This window comes from Microtetraspora malaysiensis, from assembly GCF_001528665.1.
In the GTDB taxonomy this organism is placed as follows: Bacteria; Actinomycetota; Actinomycetes; order Streptosporangiales; family Streptosporangiaceae; genus Microtetraspora_A; species Microtetraspora_A malaysiensis.
In genome coordinates this window covers 1-15849 of the sequence record NZ_BBYJ01000048.1, presented here as the reverse complement: position 1 = coordinate 15849, position 15849 = coordinate 1, and the positions used below count along the sequence as shown (strand labels likewise).

Below are 15849 nucleotides of genomic sequence, written 5' to 3'. Positions count from 1 at the left end.
GTGTTCCTCTCGCATTGCTACGCGAAGTCACCCCCGGACAGGTCCACCGCGCCGTGCGAGGTCGTCGCGCGGGCAGCAGGAAGTATGGGCCGCTCGTCAGGGTTCGTCCTGGCGAGGGTCGGCCAACGCCATAAGCCATGCCATTCCTATTATTTTGTCCGAAAGCCAGTCAAGGGGTGAAATTTCAACCCATGATGGAATGGAGGTTTCGGGCATTGGGAAATTGCACTGCCTGTGGGTGCGCCGGCGGGTGGTGAACCTCTCCGGCTGGGCGGATGATCTCTGCCCGTCCCTGCGTCTGGGCGTCGGTCATCCTCTGTGAGGATCTCGCTCCCCTACGGAATGTCCGTAATCAAGGTTTCGGTCTTCGTGTCGATAGGACACCTGTCCATGTTGACTAATTGATTCGAGCTCTATTCCGCATATCGGTCAAATAACTGGTGATCTTGCTGACAGCAGCCTTGCGGGATGTTGACAGCCCCCGGTCCGCGCCTGCGCGAGGGGTCGAGATTTGGCCTGATCAGGCGAGCTCAACGGCGACGAAGTCGCCTGAGGGCGGATCGGTGCGATGCCGGTTCGTCCGGACGGTCCTCCGGTCACGACCATCCACCACCAGCCGGACTTCGGAGGGTTGACCTCGTGGGGGGCGCGTCGGGCGGCATATCGGGCGCGTACGGGAGGCGCTGCGTGCGCTTTCCCTCCTAGCGTGGAGGCCGAACCTGGAGAGGTTTGGTCGTGGCAGGTCCACCAGGCGCCGCTTTGATCCGGAGTTCCGGGCCGGAGCGGTGCGCATCGTCAAGGAGACCGGCAAGCCCGTCTCGCACGTGGCGCGGAACCTTGGTGTCAACGAGTACACGCACGCGAGCCCCCGCGGCTGCCGCCGCCTAGCCTATGGAATGACATTCGCCAGGCAGATGCGTCCATCTCGCGTAGGAAGGATGCGGTGAGCAGGACGGTCACGATCGCGTTCTTTCGGAGGGAGATTCGCGAGTTGATGCCCGCCATGTCGTAACGCGATCGGGTGGATCTGGAGCATTGCGCCTAGTTGGTGGGCCCGGGCGCGCTGGGATGACCCGGCGAGCGAGCGCAAGCCGACGTCGAAGTCGTTCCACGCCGCTCCGACCAGCCCGGCTTCCACGTCGTCAAGGGCCATTGGGTCGTCGAGCGCACCCTGGGCCGGCTGATGCTCCACCGCCGACTCACTCGCGACTACGAAACCCGGACCGGCCACGCCGCAGCGATGATCCGCGTCGCGTCGATCGACAACCTCGCTCGGCGGATCACCGGCGAAACCACTCCAACCTGGCGAGACGCGTAACCGACAATCAATCAGAAACTACGTCTTTTCGGACGCCCTCTCATGAGGCCACTTCTTGACGCGGGACATGGAAACCCGGCTCCACTCAAGTAGGGCCCGGGTTTCTCATCGCGATGCTCTTAGAACCGATCGCTAGCAGGCTCCTACTGATTGAGGTGGTCTCATCGCCACCGACGCTTCATCGGGCTCGTGTGCAGGGTCGCGTTCGCCGACGTTGCCATCGCGAGCTTCTGATCAGCAACGACGCTCCGATCACCAGGACGAGGATTGACACCATCCACGAATGTGGGACGTTCGCGTCCAGCTTCGGGATCGCCCACGCCATTACTTCGTCGTCGGCCACCGCGAACACGTACATCGGCACCGCCATCGCCAGCGGCAGCACCCAGGCCAACCGGCGGCCGATCCACCACCCCGACAGGCAGGCGATGCCTCCCCACCAGGCAAGATTCCGCAGGGCGGCGCTGACCGTCTCAGAGCTTCCGCCCACGAGTAGTCCTCCGGCGAGCCCGGCCGCGCCAGCGAGCAAAAAGGCGCTCAACTGGCAGAGGTCGATCCGGGCCATAGGGCGCGCGGCGACGAGCTCGAAGTCGGCCATCCGACTGTGGAGGCTCATCACTGCGACGCAGGCGAACGGAATCGGCATCAGCACCGCGACGGGAACCGGCGTGGGCAGATGATTCCACGCTTGAGGGAAACTCACCGACAGACGGCCCCAAGCCCCCGCCGCCACGCTGAGTACCACGAGCGAGGCAACCAGCGGTGAGAGACCTCGCGCCTGAGCGAAGGCACGGCGGATTGCGAACTCTTCCGTCGCGTGTGCCCGTTCCCGCGCCACTGACACCCCTGCAGAATCACGCACCACAGCCCTCCCAGGTTCTCGCCACCTGCCGCTTGACCCAGGCAAGCTGCTTGTCATGCGGCTTGGCAAGGGCGGCGTCGACATCGCGCCCCACCTCGGCGGGAAGCAGGAAAGAGGAATCGTTCGTCACGGACTTCAGGCCACTCGCTCTGGCCGTCATCCACACCCAGATCTCGCCGCCGATGGTTGCCCGCTCCTCTGCGTCGGCCTCGGACTTGTCCCTGCATCCCCGAAACGACGGCATGGTTGCGATCGCCATGTCGGCGATCATGGGATTGATCGTGCTGAGCGCGGTGAAGGTCGGTTTGTCCTCGGACAGTCCTTCGTCGTAGTAGGTGTCGGGCAAGGGCACCGCGCCTCCAGCGGCGCTCGCGATCAGCCGTGCCGCCCGTGTGGCGTCATTCAGATAGGCGCGGTTCTCCGGCCAGACGCATACCCGCGGTACGCCCGCCGCCGGTTCCGCGCAGAGAGGCCGAGCTACCGGAGCCCGCGGTACCTGCAGCGGGCCTGACACGGTCAGCCAGCCGAGGGTGATCACGCCCGCGAGGAGAGGTACCGCTACCTGCTTGGTGGGCCGTGACGGGGCACTGGTGCGAGGAATGGTGATCGCCAACACCACGCACGCCGCTGCAAACGCCGATCTTGCTGCCAAGACTGAAGGATTCAGCTCCAGCTTGGCGGGCCCCGTGACAACCGAAAGATCGAAGGGGGCATTCGGTGGTGCGATGAATCCGGCCACGAGCATGGTCGCCCCGATGAGGGGTGGAATGAGCCGCGAACTGGACAATCGACCCGCGAGATGGCCGACGGCGACGCTGAACGTGAGCGTGGTCAGGCCGAGAAGTAGGTAACTGGGCCAAAGAAAGCCTGGACCGATCTTCGCCATGACCAGGAGCTGGATCGACAGCGCCGTTATCAGCAGTCCGATCCACGCGTAAGCCATCGTGCCCAGGAGATGCACAGCTTCAACCTGCCAGGCAGGCCGGGCGATCGCCACGAGTTGGTCCCGCAATCCCCCGCGCCGATCCCGTTGCGCCGACCACGCAGCGACACCGGCGAGCACGGCCACCGAGAAACGCGTGGCGGCAAATGAGGTGGTGGCGCTCGCCTCCGGCCAGACCAGCCAGGTCTCCGACCACCCCCACGCCACTAGCGCACCCGCGGCGAGAGTGAAGGGAAGAAGCCACAGCATGATCGATCGGCGCAGCTCGATGCCGAACATTGTCTTCATGCCGAGACCGCCGCCGAACGCAGTGCCCAGATATATCCGGATTCAAGTGGTGTATCACCCGGTGTGCCAGGGGTGGCGTTCGCCGCCAGTTCGGCGGGCGTTCCTGAAAACACGATCCTGCCCGCCGTGATGACATGCAGGCGTGTGCAGACCGCCGCCACGTCCTCCACCAGGTGAGTGCTGAGCACCACGGTCGCTGTGTCGGCCAGAGTCCTGACAAGCTCTCGGAATTCGAGCCGCTGTTCCGGGTCGAGGCCTACTGTCGGCTCGTCAAGAAGTACCAAGCCGACATCGCCCGCGATTGCCTGGGCGATGCCCGCCCTTCGCAGCATGCCCCCTGACAGCTCCCGCATCCGGCTCTTCCGTCTGTCGGCGAGTCCGACCCGCTCCAGGGCCGTCATGGTCGACGCGTGTGCCGTGCGATCGGGAACCTCACGTAACCAGGCGCAATAGCGTATGAATTCGTAGACAGAGAAATTCGGGTGGTAACCGAACTCCTGCGGAAGATAGCCGATCCGTTTCCGGACCTCCCTGGCGTCCTTTTCGCTGTCGACTTTCCTGCCGAGCAGGCGCAGTTCGCCGCCGCCGGGCGGTGTGACCGTCGCAAGCGTTCTGAGCAGCGTGCTCTTGCCTGCGCCGTTCGGACCCAACAGTGCGGTGACACCGGCATCGGCTCGCATCGTCAGCCCGGAGATAATGGTGCGCGAGCCATAGCTCTGCACCAGCCCGACGACCTCAAGACCAGGCATTACCCAAAACTCCTCTCATCGCCTTCCGTCACGGCAAAGCACCGGCCCCGGCCTCTCATTTGGCCGGGTCCGGTGCCGAACGCGCAACCGGTGGATTATCGCGTCATGACATCGATGTGAATGAGCAGGGAGTCGCAGGTGAACTCCCTGGAGGACTTCTGGGTCGACGGCATCTGAATCCAGCCGGTCCAGTAGTCGGCCTGCCAGTCACAGTCCCACACGCCCTGCCACTGCCCCGTGCCGGTGCAGTTGACCTTGCCGTAGGTCTTACCTTCGTACTTGGTGCAGCTCGGCATCGCCGATGCCGGCCCGGCTGCGAGAGCCAGGGTTACTCCAGTGGTCGCGACCACGGTGGCAAGACCGGCCGCGATCCGCCGGGCGGTGTTGCCCACGCCGAAGTCCGTCATGGGGGATCCTCTTTCTTCCTGAGCGTATTCCATGGCCATCGGGATGACCGTGGAATACGCTGCTCATCCGAATCTCCCGCAGCCTACGATCACCATCGTATAACTTGGGTATAAGATTCGTACATGTAATGAGCCAAGAAGTTCGCCGGAGGCTGGCCCTCGACATGAATGCTGACTCAGTGTCACGACTCGAATTTCATTGGTGACGGAGATCGTGTCTGACGCTCGGCGTCTTTTCAATTTACTTGGGCATCGGAGCACTCTGCTGCGATCTCTGGAGACGTTGACGATATCGCGGTCAGTGACTGCCGTGCAGGGAAACGAAGATCGTGTCGTGGTCGAAGGTCATGGCGTAGGAGTCGCTGTCGCAGGGTCGCAGGCGTGGAGTGGTGTTGACCTGGATGAGACTGAAGGGGGCGGACGATCCCGCCCGCGTCGAGTCGCTGACCGTGTTGTCCCGGTTCCGAACCGACCTGTATGACCGCTTGACCGCTCGGGCAGACGCGCTGTTCGAGCTCACCGAGAACGCTTCGGCCCTGGGTGACGGGAGGTGTACAGGCCCCCGCGACTGGGGAATCTGGACCACCAACACGCTCGCCGATCGTGCTGTAGTGCGTGTGACGCGCTGCCCTGGCAGCGGCAATCACACGGCTGGGTCGGCGGTCACCGCTGACGGCAGGCCGCCACGGGAGCGGTCGGCAATGGCAGGAATGTCTTCGGCTCCGGAGTCGCCGGATTTCTGCATGGCCTCGTGCGATTACTCGCGTCTTCCCGAAGGTTCTTGCCCGCCGTGATGTCAAGGGTCGTCGACAGCGACTTGTCAAACGTTGTCGAGACTGTAAGGATCTTGCGGTCGGTGGATATTGGATGGGAGATCTTTGGGTGTTGTTTCGTTTTTTAGGTCCGATTGAGGTCGAAGGGGTCTCCTGGCGGAGCTTGGCCGCACCGTCTCTGCGGGCGTTGCTTCTCGCACTGCTCCTGGAGCGAGGGCGTCCGACGGGTAGGGAACTGTTAATACGGCTTCTCTGGGACGACCCTCCCAGATCAGCCGAAGCCAACATCAGACAGCATGTCATGCGCCTCCGTGCTGTGCTGGCCAGCCAACCCAAACTGCAATGTCAGATCACAACGATTCGCGGTGGTGGCGGCGGTGGTGGAGGTGCCTACCAGTTGCAGATTCCCTCCGATGAAACGGATCTCGCACTTTTTGAGGAGCTGATGGCGAAGGGACGCTCCCAGGCAGATGTTGGGGACCGCGAGGCTGCGGTGGAGACGATGAAAGCTGCCCTTGCCCTGTGGAGGGGGCCCGCTGGGGTCAACATAATCGGCTCTCGACAACTGCGAGATCGGCTGACGGCGCTTAACGAGCAGCGTTACATCCTTCACGAGGAGTGGTTGGAGAATCGGATGATTCTCGTTCCCCCGGGACGGCTTGTCCCCGAGATTCGATCCTTTGTCGCCGATCACCCTATGCGGGAACGCTCTCACGTGCTCCTTATTCGGGCTCTCTATGAAGCTGGAAACACCGCAGGTGCGCTCATTGCTTACGAGGATGCTAGAACGCTCCTTTTCGAAGAACTCGGCCACACGCCTGGGCCTGAAATGCAAAGAGTGTACGCGGCGGTGCTCGACCATAATCCAGCAGTAGCCTCCGCTATTCGAAATTAACCTCGATCTTTCGCGATCTCCGCGTGGTCGGGTGAGGCGGTTCGATCGGTAGTTAATTTCGCGGTGGTGGTCAGCCCGTTGCCCGCAGCCCGCCTGAACACGCGACGGGTCACGGCCAGCGCACCTCCGGGGTGCGTTCGACGAACTGCGCGTACTGCTCGAACGCCCGCTCAACCTCCACCTGGTTGCTTCTGTGGAGCGGTACGAGCGGCTGAACGGCGATCTGTACCCGGCTCTTCGCGAGGGTGCGTTTCCAGGTGGCCACGACCCGGCCGGCGCGCACCACGGTGGACTGGAAGATCCCGTTGTTACCGGGGATGATGGCCGCCTTGTGCTCGTCGGCGACCATGAGGGAGCGGTCCTTGTAACCCAAGAGGTATTCGTCGAACCCCGGCAGCACGAGCACCTCGTCGTCGCCGGCCGGGGGAGGGGTGGTGTCGAGGAGCGCGGCGTCGAGGTACATCTCCACCCCGTGGACGGTCACCTGGGCCAGCGCGTCGCCGGCCACGGCGATGCCGCGTTTGGCGTCGGCCGCGGTCAGGCCGGTCCAGCCGGCGAAGTCGTGCCGGGTGGTCGGCCCGCGGCCGCGGAAGTAACGCAGGGCGACGATGCCCAGCGCCTCGTCGCGCTCTGGCCGGTGCGGGTCGGGAACCCACTCGTCGAGCAGCACGAAGCTCTGCTCGTTGCCGATGTTGGGGGCGATGCACAGCAGGCCCCGCTGGCTGGCGTACCACAGCAGGTGGTAGCCGCGCTGGCCACTGGTGTCGATGCCCTTGTCGGCCAGCACGGCCAGGCACTCCGACCGGCTCAGCCGCCCGCCGCCGGCCAGGGCCGCGCCCAGCACATCCATGGCCGCAGCGGCGGTCTCCTCCGAGAGGCCGAGTTGTTCGCGCCGCCTCGCCGCGCCGTTCAGCACCCGGACGCCCATCAGTTCGAGCATCCAGTGGGCGTCGCGGGACGGGACGAAATGGATGGTGCCGCGCATCGGCCAGGTGCGCAGCGCCTCACGCCGCTCCAGCGCGGCGGTGACGTCGGCGGCGGTGTATCCGGGCAGTCGCGCGCCGAACGACCACAGACCGCTGGCCAGGTCTTGCGCTTGCATCGCCCCGAGCCAGGTCACCACCTCGGCCACGCTCGTCGCCTGGCCGGCGCCGCCGGGCGACGCTCGTAGCAGCAGGCTGGACATCCGCAGGCCGAGCACCTGTTGGGGGGTGAGTTCCACTGATTACCGCCTCCTCGCGGTCACCGTAGCCTTCGTCGCCGACAATCTCGCCGATGGATCGCCTGCCGGTGATCCGGGGTGGGCCGGGGTGGGCGGTCGCTGAGAACTTTCCTGACAAATAGCTCAGCGTACGAGGCGACGCCGGCAGGTGATCGCGACCGCCCACATCCCCGAAGCCCTCATGACTCGATCGTCAGCGCGGGGCGCGGCCGAGGTAGCGGAGCAGGTCGTCGACGACTGGGGTGGAGGAAGGGTTGCCGGCAGCCTCAGCCTCAACCACGGGAGCGTAGGCGCCCCACTGGCGCAGCGGTTCGACGATTCCCCGCGCGGCGGCGAGAAGGTGGCCTGCGAGCTCGTCGTCGAGCGGGGACGGCTGGCCCGTGGCGATCGCGATGTCCCATGCGTGCACGGCGGCGTCGAGCGCGCACATCACCGCGGCGACCGGAGTCGGCAGGTCACCGTGCGGCAGCGGCGTCGGAACGGTCTCGCTGTCGTCGGACACCGTCGCCCACGCCGCGCCGGTCTGCTCGATGGCGTCTTTCACCAGTTCTGCCGCAGTGCCGTCGACAACTCCGGAAGGCGAGAAGGGGTCGTAGGCCGGACCGTTTCCGATGCCGAGCACCATCGCGTAGGCGAGCTGGTCGGCTGCGGCGTGCTGAATCACCTGGGTGACCGTCCATTCCGAGCACGGGGTGGCGTTGTCTCCCTGGCTGTCCTGTACACCCGCGACGCTGTTCTCCAGCGCCCGGTACGAGGCGGCCAGCACCTCACGCCAGACCGGCTGCAGGGAGGTGACGGTGGCGGTGTCGGTGGCGTTCATAATCTTGCCTTTCGATCTCTTCCTTGCTTGTGACATCAGCCTATGGGCCTATTAGGCTACTTTCGTGCCTAATAATCCCCGGGGGTGAGAATCCGATGGCTTCGACGACAACCCGAGTGCTGCGCCTGCTCTCCCTGCTGCAGGACCGGTCCTACACGGGCCGCGAACTCGCCGAGCGTCTCGGTGTCGCCGAACGCACACTGCGGCAAGACATTCAGCGCCTCCGCGAACTCGGCTATCCGGTGCACGCCGAGCGCGGCGCGGTGGGCGGATACCGGATCGGACAGGGCGCGAAGATGCCCCCGCTGCTGCTCGACGACGACGAGGCGGTGGCCGTGGCACTGGCCGTCGGCCTGGCCGAAGACGGCTCCACCGGGATCGCGGACATCGACGCCAGCCTCACCCGGGCGCTCGCCAAGCTCCAGCAGATCCTTCCGAAACGCCTGCAGCGCAAAGTGACCGCCCTGCGGTCGGCCACGGCGGTCGGGCCCGCCACAGTCGGCTCCCGCGAGCCGGACGCCCCGGTGCCCGCCGCCACCCTCACTGTTGTCGCGGGCGCGATCCGCGACGGCGCGACCCTCTTCGCGACCCGCGCCGACACCGAAACCGAAACCGAGGTGGAGCCCTACCGCCTGATCAGCTGGCGCCGCCGCTGGTTCCTGGTCGCCTACGACCTCGGCGCGCATGTCTGGCGGGCGCTGCCCGTCGCCGACCTGATCCGTGTCCGGTCCGCGTCCCGCCGCTTCGCCGCCCGCTCCCTACCCGACGACGACCTCGTCGCCTTCGTCCTGCGCGAAGTCGCGCAGACCGGTTGGAAGGTCCACGCCCGCGTCACCGTCCTCGCCCCCGCCGAAACCGTGATCGCCCGCATCAACCCCGCCGTCGGCATCGTCGAAGCCGTCGACTCCCACACCAGCGTCCTCGTCACCGGTGCCGACGCCCTGGAGACCATCGCCATCTACCTCAGCATGCTGATGATGGACTTCCGCGTCGACGGCCCACCCGAACTGGTCGCCCACATCCGCACCCTCGCCCGCCGCTACACCGAAGCCCTCGACGGGTAGGTTGGCCGGCATGCCCGCCGATGATCTTCCGGTCGAGGCCGCTCGGCGGTCGATCAGCGCACCGAATTCGCCCGAGGAAGCGGTCTCCGTACGGCTGGACGCGCGGCGCCAAGCGGTCAAGGATGGTCTGACCCATCTGCTCCGACTCGGCGGCGACCAGCGCGAGGACTGGCTCGACCGCCGCCAGCCGCCGCCGGATGAGCGGGCCAACTGGTGGCGGTACCTGCTCCTGGTCATCGACCGGCAACTCGGCGGTCGACCGGACCGGCAGGCGGCCTGGGTGGACCTGAAACTGTGGCTGTTGTGCCAGGGGAGTGCCCGGGGCATCCTCACCCCGATTGAGATCGCCGAGAAGACGGCGTACTTCGTGGCCGGACTGCGGCCCGCAGGGAGCGAGTTAGCGGTTGTCCTGCCGTCCGCCGACGACGTCGTCCAGGCCTGCCTAGTGCCCCTCCCGTCAATCTTTGCCCCGTCGCGTCGCCCAGGGCGGCACCTCGCGGCGTTGTCGTCGTCGGCCGTAGGCTCCGCTACGGCCTCCTCCTCCGCCTTGCGATGCACCACCCTGGATCACCGCTCCGTCCGGGCAAACCTTGCCGGTCACGGCACTAGACGCCATCCCGGAAGATCTCGACCATGTGGCCGTGCTCAACGAGCGTCGGGACCCGCGCGGACTCGACCGCGTACGGATGCTCCGCTCCAGGCAGGCGAGGATTCTGATCAGCGCCGCTCAGCTGCACCTGGACGAGGTCCGGGATGAGCACCTCGCCAGTCGGCTCCGCGAGTGGATCGCCGTCAAGCCCCGCCTCGCGTAGGGATCTGGGAGGCGATCTGTGCGCACCCATCGGCATGAGCACGCGTTTTAACGGGATGAGATGTGGGCGGGGGTGGCTTCGTCGCTCACCGGTCACCGTGGTTGAAGCCCACGAACGCACCGGCGGTAGTCTCTGACCGAAGAGATCGGCGGAGCGACGCTCGAGCTCAGCGGCCAGTGGGTCCCCCCAGCCCAGACAGCTCTGATCGACATGATCGAAGCTGGGCCGCGAGCCGTACGGCGGCCGACGCCATGACGAACCCTGTTACCCGAGGCGCACCGTGAACATCTGCAGGGCTGCCGTCGCCCCGTACTTCGGGCCCGAGGCGCTCGACCCTGTTGTCTCCTCCGAGAGCGACCAGGCGAGCGAGGGGCGGACGCGTCGGCGAACAGCTCCGCACCGCCGACACTCACAATCGGTGCCCGAACCGGCACCGGCTGAACCACTCCCGACAGGAGAACGACGATGAGCACCAGTCCCTCCTACCAGGTGACCGACCCGGCGACGGGCGAGGTCGTCGAGACCTTCGAGCCGGCGACCGACGCAGACGTCGAGGCCGCGCTGACTGCCGCCGCTGCGGCGTACACGACGTGGAAGGACGTCCCGATCACCCGACGTGCCGAGATCGTCAGCAAGGTCGGAGCACTGTTCGCCGAGCGTGCGGATGAGCTCGCCGCGATCGCGGCCCAGGAGATGGGCAAGCCGGTCTCGGAGGGAGTGGAAGAGGTCGAGTTCTGCCAGGCGATCTTCGACTACTTCGCGACCGAGGGCCCGACGCTCGCTGCGGACCAGCCGATCAAGACGTTCGCCGGCGGAAAGGCGGTCGTGCAGAAACTGCCGATCGGTGTTCTGCTCGGGATCATGCCGTGGAACTTCCCGTTCTACCAGATCGCCCGTTTCGCGGCGCCCAACCTGATGCTGGGCAACACGATCATCCTCAAGCACGCCGAGTCGGTGCCGAGGTCGGCGCTCGCAGTCGAACAGATCATGAAGGACGCCGGCGTGCCGGAGGGCGCGTACGTCAACGTGTTCGCGACCCACGAGCAGATCGAGACGATCATCGCTGACCCGCGGGTGCAGGGCGTCTCGCTGACCGGATCCGAGCGGGCCGGTGCGATCGTCGCGTCGCTCGCGGGGAAGCACCTGAAGAAGTGCGTGCTCGAGCTGGGAGGCTCGGACCCTTACGTGATCCTCGACAGCGACGACGTCGCGGAGGCGGCGGAGACCGCGTGGGGCACCCGCCTGTACAACATGGGCCAGGCCTGCAACTCCAACAAGCGCATGATCGTGATGGATGACATCTTCGATGACTTCGTCTCGGAGCTCACCCGGAAGGCGCTCGCGATCGAGCCGGGGTCATTCGCCCCGATGTCATCTCGGGCGGCCGCGGAGACACTCGCGGCCCAGGTCGAGGAGGCGGTCAGCAAGGGAGCCACGCTGCATGCCGGTGGTGTGCTCAGTGACGGCCCGGCGGCGTACTACTCGCCTGCTGTCCTCACGGGGATCACCCCGGACATGCGGGCCTATCGCGAAGAGCTGTTCGGGCCGGTCGCCGTGGTCTACAAGGTCGGCAGCGACGAGGAGGCCCTGGAGCTCGCGAACGACACGCAGTACGGACTGGGTGGCGCGGTGTTCAGCACCGACGTGGATCGAGCCACCTCCATGGCCGCACGGCTCGAGACCGGGATGGCGAACGTGAACACCCCCGCCGGTGAAGGCGCGGAAGTTCCGTTCGGCGGGGTGAAGCGCTCCGGGTTCGGACGCGAGCTCGGCCCCCTCGGCATGGACGAGTTCGTCAACAAGCGGATGTTCTTCGTCGCAGACTGACCGCGCCGCCGCGTGATGGGGCCGACGGATCCAGGAGCCGTCGGCCCCATCGCGCCCCCCGCTCGCGAAACTGAGCCCTCATCCCACTCCTTTTGGTCTCCTGGGATTCCGGTGGACCGGCGGTGCGTGCTCGCATGTCCCGGAACGCACCGTCAGCCCCGTCACGATCCGTCATCGAATCCGGATGGGTTGTGGACGAAGCGCCACGAATCGGTAGTCCAAAGTCTTGAACGTCCGCAGTCGATACGCGAACGATCTTGCTTCTCGTCCGACGGTCGGGGGTTCGAATCCCTCGGGGCGCGCTCATTGTCATGGCCTCCGACCTGTGATTTCTCGATCTTGAGGGGCTCCATTGTGAGCAGCGGGTCCCGGATGGTTGCTCGTTGTTTGCCCGCGTGCGCGGACCGGGTGCACGGTAGATCGTTTAGGGCCGCTTCGTCAGACCCGGCCTCGCAGGCAATCAACGGAAGACCAAGCCCGAAGCCTCCTCGGGGGGCGAGGCCGAGCAGCGGTACGTCGGCGATCAAGGATTGATCTCTGCGCATTCTGTCGAGTGGCCGCATCCGGCAGCTGCGGATGGACAGTCCGCAGGCTCGCTGATCCGCACCCAAGCACGCGAGCCCGCGCGGCTGCTGCCGCCCCCGCCTATGGAACGGGCCGACGCCCCGGCCGCGAAGCGTACGGCTCCGAATCGGAGATCAAGAAGGACGGGGATTTCTGGCAGAGGATCCGCTGCGTGCCATAGACTGAATGTCATTCAGATCTCCCGGGTTGCGCGGATCGGTTGGACCTGGTTGGGGGCACACATGGCGAAGTCCGGTACGTCGGCGAGAAAGCAGGAGGCATTGCCCCGAGTGGGTGAAGACGCCGAGACGGTCATCGATCTCGACGATCCGAGGTTGCAGACCGAGGCCGCACGCAGCCTGGCGGAAGCGGCCCGCGAGCTTTTCGCGAAAAAGGGATTCTCCGCGACCAGCGTGAGCGATATCACGGAGCGTGCGGGCATGAGCGTTGGGTCGCTTTATTACCACTACGGCAGTAAGACCAACGTATACGTGGCCATCTGGCTGCAGTATCAACGCAGCCAGGAGGCGCGGGCCAGGGAAACGGTCACCGCCGTGCGGGCCGCCGGGGTCACCAATGGGCTCCGGTTGTTCCTCGCAGGGACCCGCGCCTACCTGCTCGGGGCGTGGGAGCACCGTGACGTGGTGCGACTCGTCGCGGACGGGGACACCCCGCCGGGGTTCGGGCTACGCATGCGCCGCATCAACCAGGACTGGCTCCGGCAGAATTCCACACTGCTTCGCGACAGCGCGAATGCCCCGGGACACGACGACCCACTGGCCGTCCGCGCGATCGTCGCGATCGTCACCGATGCCATGGGCGGGATATGCCGGGAGGTGGCCGCCTGTGCCACCCGCGAGGAGGCCGAGGAATTGGTGGCCCGGGCCATCGACGTCTTCGCTCGGCTGGCAAATTCGCCGATGGAGAATCAATTCCGGCCCCAGATTCAGCAGCCTTCGGCGTACGGCGTTTCGGTCCGCGACGATGCCGGCTGGTGAGGGCCTCTGGACCGGTACGGCCATTTGGTTCGCCGGAATAGCCGGGGTACTCACGCCGGGACTAACCGGATAAATTGGGATAATAGCCCACGAGGTCGAGAATCGGATTCGAGAGCGCCCGTCAGACCGGAGCCGGGCCGATGATCCGCAGGCTTCTCACCGGCCCGGGGTGGCGCGTGGCTCAGCCGGCGACCGGCTCGCCCTTGACGGACTTGATCAGAAGCTGGGCCACATCGACGACTTCCAGCGTCTCCTTGGCCTCGCCGCTGTTCTTCTTCTCGTTGATCGCGTCACCCAGCATCACCAGGCAGAACGGGCACGCGGTGGAGACGGTGTCGGGATCGGTGGTCAGCGCCTCGTCCACCCGCTCGGTGTTGATCCGCTTGCCGAGCCGCTCCTCCATCCACATGCGGGCACCGCCGGCGCCGCAGCAGAAACCACGGTCCTTACACCGGTGCATCTCCTGCGCCTGGACACCCGGCACCTTCGCCATGATGTCGCGGGGCTGTGCGTACACCTTGTTGTGGCGGCCCAGGAAGCACGGGTCGTGGTAGGTGATCTTCTCCTCGATCGGCGTGATCGGGGTGAGCCTGCCCTCCTCGACCAGGTGCGCCAGAAGCTGCGTGTGGTGCACGACCTCGTAGGTGCCGCCGAGCTGCGGGTACTCGTTGGCGAGCGTGTTGAAGCAGTGCGGGCAGGTCGCCACGATCTTCTTGACGCCGGCCTCGTTCAACATCTCGATGTTCTGCTGGGCCAGCATGTTGAAGAGGAACTCCATGCCCAGGCGGCGGGCCGGGTCACCCGTGCACGCCTCCATCGGGCCGAGCACGCCGAACTTCACACCCGCGATGTGCAGCAGCTCGGCGACCGCCTTGGTGGTCTTCTTCGCCCGGTCCTCAAGCGCGCCCGCGCAGCCGACCCAGAACAGGTACTCGACGCCCTCGGGCATCGTCGAGTCGATGATCGGGACCTCGAAGTCGAGCTCCTCGATCCACTCGGCCCGCTTCATCTCCGGCATGCCCCACGGGTTGCCCTTGTTCTCGAGGTTCTTGAGCATGACGCCCGCCTCGGACGGGAACGAGGACTCGATCATGACCTGGTAGCGGCGCATGTCCAGGATGTGGTCGATGTGCTCGATGTCCACCGGGCACTGCTCGACGCAGGCGCCGCAGTTGGTGCACGACCACAGCACGTCCGGGTGGATGACGCCGTCCTCGCCCACGAGGGGCTTGTCCAGCAGCGCGAGCACGTCCTCGGGGTAGGAGTCCCTCTTGTCCTCACCCGCCAGCAGGTACGGGGCCACCTTGAAGGCGTGGTCGCGCTGGTCGATGATCAGCATCTTGGGCGACAGCGGCTTGTCGGTGTTCCACGCGGGGCACTGCGACTGGCAGCGGCCGCATTCGGTGCAGGTGTAGAAGTCCAGGAAGCCCTTCCAGGTGGTGTCCTGGATCTTGCCCCGGCCGAACACGTCGACCTCGGGGTCGGCCTCCTCGAAGTCGAGCACCTTGCCGCCGCTGCGCATCTCCTGCGCGGCGCCCAGGCCGTCCGGGCGGCGGGAGAAGAGCACGTTCAGCGGCGCGGTGAAGATGTGCAGGTGCTTGGAGTTCACCACGATGATCAGGAACACCAGCATGACGCCGATGTGCAGCAGGAGGCCGATCTCCTCCAGCAGCTCGCTGGTGGGCAGGATCTTGGCGGTCAGCTCCGAGGCGAACGCGCCGGAGGCGTACGGGAAGTTCCCGGTGTTCACGGCCGCGCCGCGGAACAGGAACATCGTCCAGATCACGTTGAAGATCATGAAGAGGACGAGCCAGGCGCCGCCCAGGTGTGAGCCGGAGAACCGGGAATCCCGCCCGAGTTTCTTGGGCGAGTTCTTGAGCCGGATCACGGCGAAGGCGATCAGTCCGATGAGCGCGGCGACCGCGATGAAGTCCTGGAGGAAGCCGAGCACCGGCCATGTCCCGATCAGCGGGATGTGGAAATCGGGTGTGCCGGTGATCATCCCCTGGATGAGTGCGCCGTAGGCCTCAAGATAGACCGTCGCGAGGATGAAGAACGCCCACATCACGAAGAAGTGCGCGGTGCCCGACGGCGTCCACTTCAGGAGCTTCTTCTGCCCGAAGACCTCGACCAGCTGGGTCTTGATCTCCGCGCCGGCGTTCTCCTTGGCGTACGTGATCCGTTCCGGCGCGGGCTGGCCGCTGGTGGCGAGCCTGTAGAGGAACGCCACGCGGCGGCCCGCCAGGGCGAGCGCGACGCCCGTAGCGACGAGCCCGATGATCGCAACCCAGAGCACGGGTCCTCCCT

13 protein-coding genes and 1 pseudogene are annotated in these 15849 nt (G+C 65.9%); 7 read left to right on the top strand and 7 right to left on the bottom strand.

Annotation, left to right across the window (positions count from 1 at the left end):
• Positions 1-662 precede the first annotated feature (662 nt).
• Positions 663-947, top strand: a complete 285-nt coding sequence (locus tag AWQ71_RS44825) for a transposase (protein ID WP_084259786.1) — start codon at positions 663-665, stop codon at positions 945-947.
• A gap of 146 nt (positions 948-1093) precedes the next feature.
• Positions 1094-1318 (top strand): annotated as a pseudogene (locus tag AWQ71_RS42950) (IS5/IS1182 family transposase); the annotation flags it as partial.
• A gap of 178 nt (positions 1319-1496) precedes the next feature.
• On the opposite strand, the gene AWQ71_RS38875 reads toward AWQ71_RS42950, so the two are convergent.
• The 4 genes from AWQ71_RS38875 to AWQ71_RS38860 all read right to left on the bottom strand — a co-directional run bounded on the left by AWQ71_RS38875 (position 1497) and on the right by AWQ71_RS38860 (position 4567).
• Positions 1497-2162, bottom strand: coding sequence for a hypothetical protein (locus AWQ71_RS38875; RefSeq protein WP_157570860.1), 666 nt, complete (start codon positions 2160-2162; stop codon positions 1497-1499).
• Between the two features lie 10 nt (positions 2163-2172).
• A complete protein-coding gene (locus tag AWQ71_RS38870) occupies positions 2173-3411 on the bottom strand; it encodes a DUF7224 domain-containing protein (RefSeq protein WP_157570859.1) in 1239 nt (412 codons plus the stop codon).
• Entirely contained in the window at positions 3408-4160 is a 753-nt protein-coding gene (locus tag AWQ71_RS38865) for an ATP-binding cassette domain-containing protein (protein ID WP_067144045.1), read from the bottom strand. Before AWQ71_RS38865 ends, AWQ71_RS38870 begins: the two co-directional genes overlap by 4 nt.
• Positions 4161-4255: 95 nt before the next feature.
• Positions 4256-4567, bottom strand: coding sequence for a hypothetical protein (locus tag AWQ71_RS38860; protein ID WP_067144043.1), 312 nt, complete (start codon positions 4565-4567; stop codon positions 4256-4258).
• Between the two features lie 867 nt (positions 4568-5434).
• On the opposite strand from AWQ71_RS38860, the gene AWQ71_RS44820 reads away from it, so the two are divergent.
• Positions 5435-6235, top strand: a complete 801-nt coding sequence (locus AWQ71_RS44820; protein WP_084259784.1) for an AfsR/SARP family transcriptional regulator — start codon at positions 5435-5437, stop codon at positions 6233-6235.
• Between the two features lie 109 nt (positions 6236-6344).
• Here AWQ71_RS44820 and AWQ71_RS38850 read toward each other — a convergent pair whose 3' ends face one another.
• Together AWQ71_RS38850 and AWQ71_RS38845 are read right to left on the bottom strand one after the other, a co-directional pair.
• Entirely contained in the window at positions 6345-7457 is a 1113-nt protein-coding gene (locus tag AWQ71_RS38850; protein ID WP_084259782.1) for a winged helix DNA-binding domain-containing protein, read from the bottom strand.
• Positions 7458-7650: 193 nt separating this feature from the next.
• Complete coding sequence (locus AWQ71_RS38845; RefSeq protein ID WP_067144039.1) at positions 7651-8277, bottom strand: TIGR03086 family metal-binding protein; 627 nt, start codon at positions 8275-8277, stop codon at positions 7651-7653.
• 95 nt (positions 8278-8372) lie between these two features.
• Between AWQ71_RS38845 and AWQ71_RS38840 the strand changes: the two genes are divergently transcribed.
• From AWQ71_RS38840 to AWQ71_RS38830, 4 genes are all read left to right on the top strand, one after another.
• Positions 8373-9341 carry a helix-turn-helix transcriptional regulator gene (locus AWQ71_RS38840; RefSeq protein WP_067144037.1) on the top strand — a complete coding sequence of 323 codons (969 nt, stop codon included), beginning with the start codon at positions 8373-8375 and terminating at the stop codon, positions 9339-9341.
• 641 nt (positions 9342-9982) lie between these two features.
• Entirely contained in the window at positions 9983-10153 is a 171-nt protein-coding gene (locus AWQ71_RS42430) for a hypothetical protein (RefSeq protein ID WP_157570858.1), read from the top strand.
• Positions 10154-10618: 465 nt separating this feature from the next.
• Positions 10619-11980, top strand: coding sequence for an NAD-dependent succinate-semialdehyde dehydrogenase (locus AWQ71_RS38835; RefSeq protein ID WP_067144035.1), 1362 nt, complete (start codon positions 10619-10621; stop codon positions 11978-11980).
• A gap of 806 nt (positions 11981-12786) precedes the next feature.
• Positions 12787-13542, top strand: a complete 756-nt coding sequence (locus tag AWQ71_RS38830) for a TetR/AcrR family transcriptional regulator (protein WP_169806735.1) — start codon at positions 12787-12789, stop codon at positions 13540-13542.
• 181 nt (positions 13543-13723) lie between these two features.
• Here AWQ71_RS38830 and AWQ71_RS38825 read toward each other — a convergent pair whose 3' ends face one another.
• Positions 13724-15838: a (Fe-S)-binding protein gene (locus AWQ71_RS38825; protein ID WP_067144031.1), complete on the bottom strand. Its 2115-nt coding sequence runs from the start codon at positions 15836-15838 to the stop codon at positions 13724-13726.
• Positions 15839-15849 lie beyond the last annotated feature (11 nt).

What these genes read in the sequence shown, in the direction of transcription:
- AWQ71_RS38870 (WP_157570859.1), bottom strand. Translation starts at nt 3,411, where the DNA reads ATGAAGACAATGTTCGGCATCGAGCTGCGCCGATCGATCATGCTGTGG.
- AWQ71_RS38865 (WP_067144045.1), bottom strand. Translation starts at nt 4,160, where the DNA reads ATGCCTGGTCTTGAGGTCGTCGGGCTGGTGCAGAGCTATGGCTCGCGC.
- AWQ71_RS38860 (WP_067144043.1), bottom strand. Translation starts at nt 4,567, where the DNA reads ATGACGGACTTCGGCGTGGGCAACACCGCCCGGCGGATCGCGGCCGGT.
- AWQ71_RS44820 (WP_084259784.1), top strand. Translation starts at nt 5,435, where the DNA reads ATGGGAGATCTTTGGGTGTTGTTTCGTTTTTTAGGTCCGATTGAGGTC.
- AWQ71_RS38845 (WP_067144039.1), bottom strand. Translation starts at nt 8,277, where the DNA reads ATGAACGCCACCGACACCGCCACCGTCACCTCCCTGCAGCCGGTCTGG.
- AWQ71_RS38840 (WP_067144037.1), top strand. Translation starts at nt 8,373, where the DNA reads ATGGCTTCGACGACAACCCGAGTGCTGCGCCTGCTCTCCCTGCTGCAG.
- AWQ71_RS38835 (WP_067144035.1), top strand. Translation starts at nt 10,619, where the DNA reads ATGAGCACCAGTCCCTCCTACCAGGTGACCGACCCGGCGACGGGCGAG.
- AWQ71_RS38830 (WP_169806735.1), top strand. Translation starts at nt 12,787, where the DNA reads ATGGCGAAGTCCGGTACGTCGGCGAGAAAGCAGGAGGCATTGCCCCGA.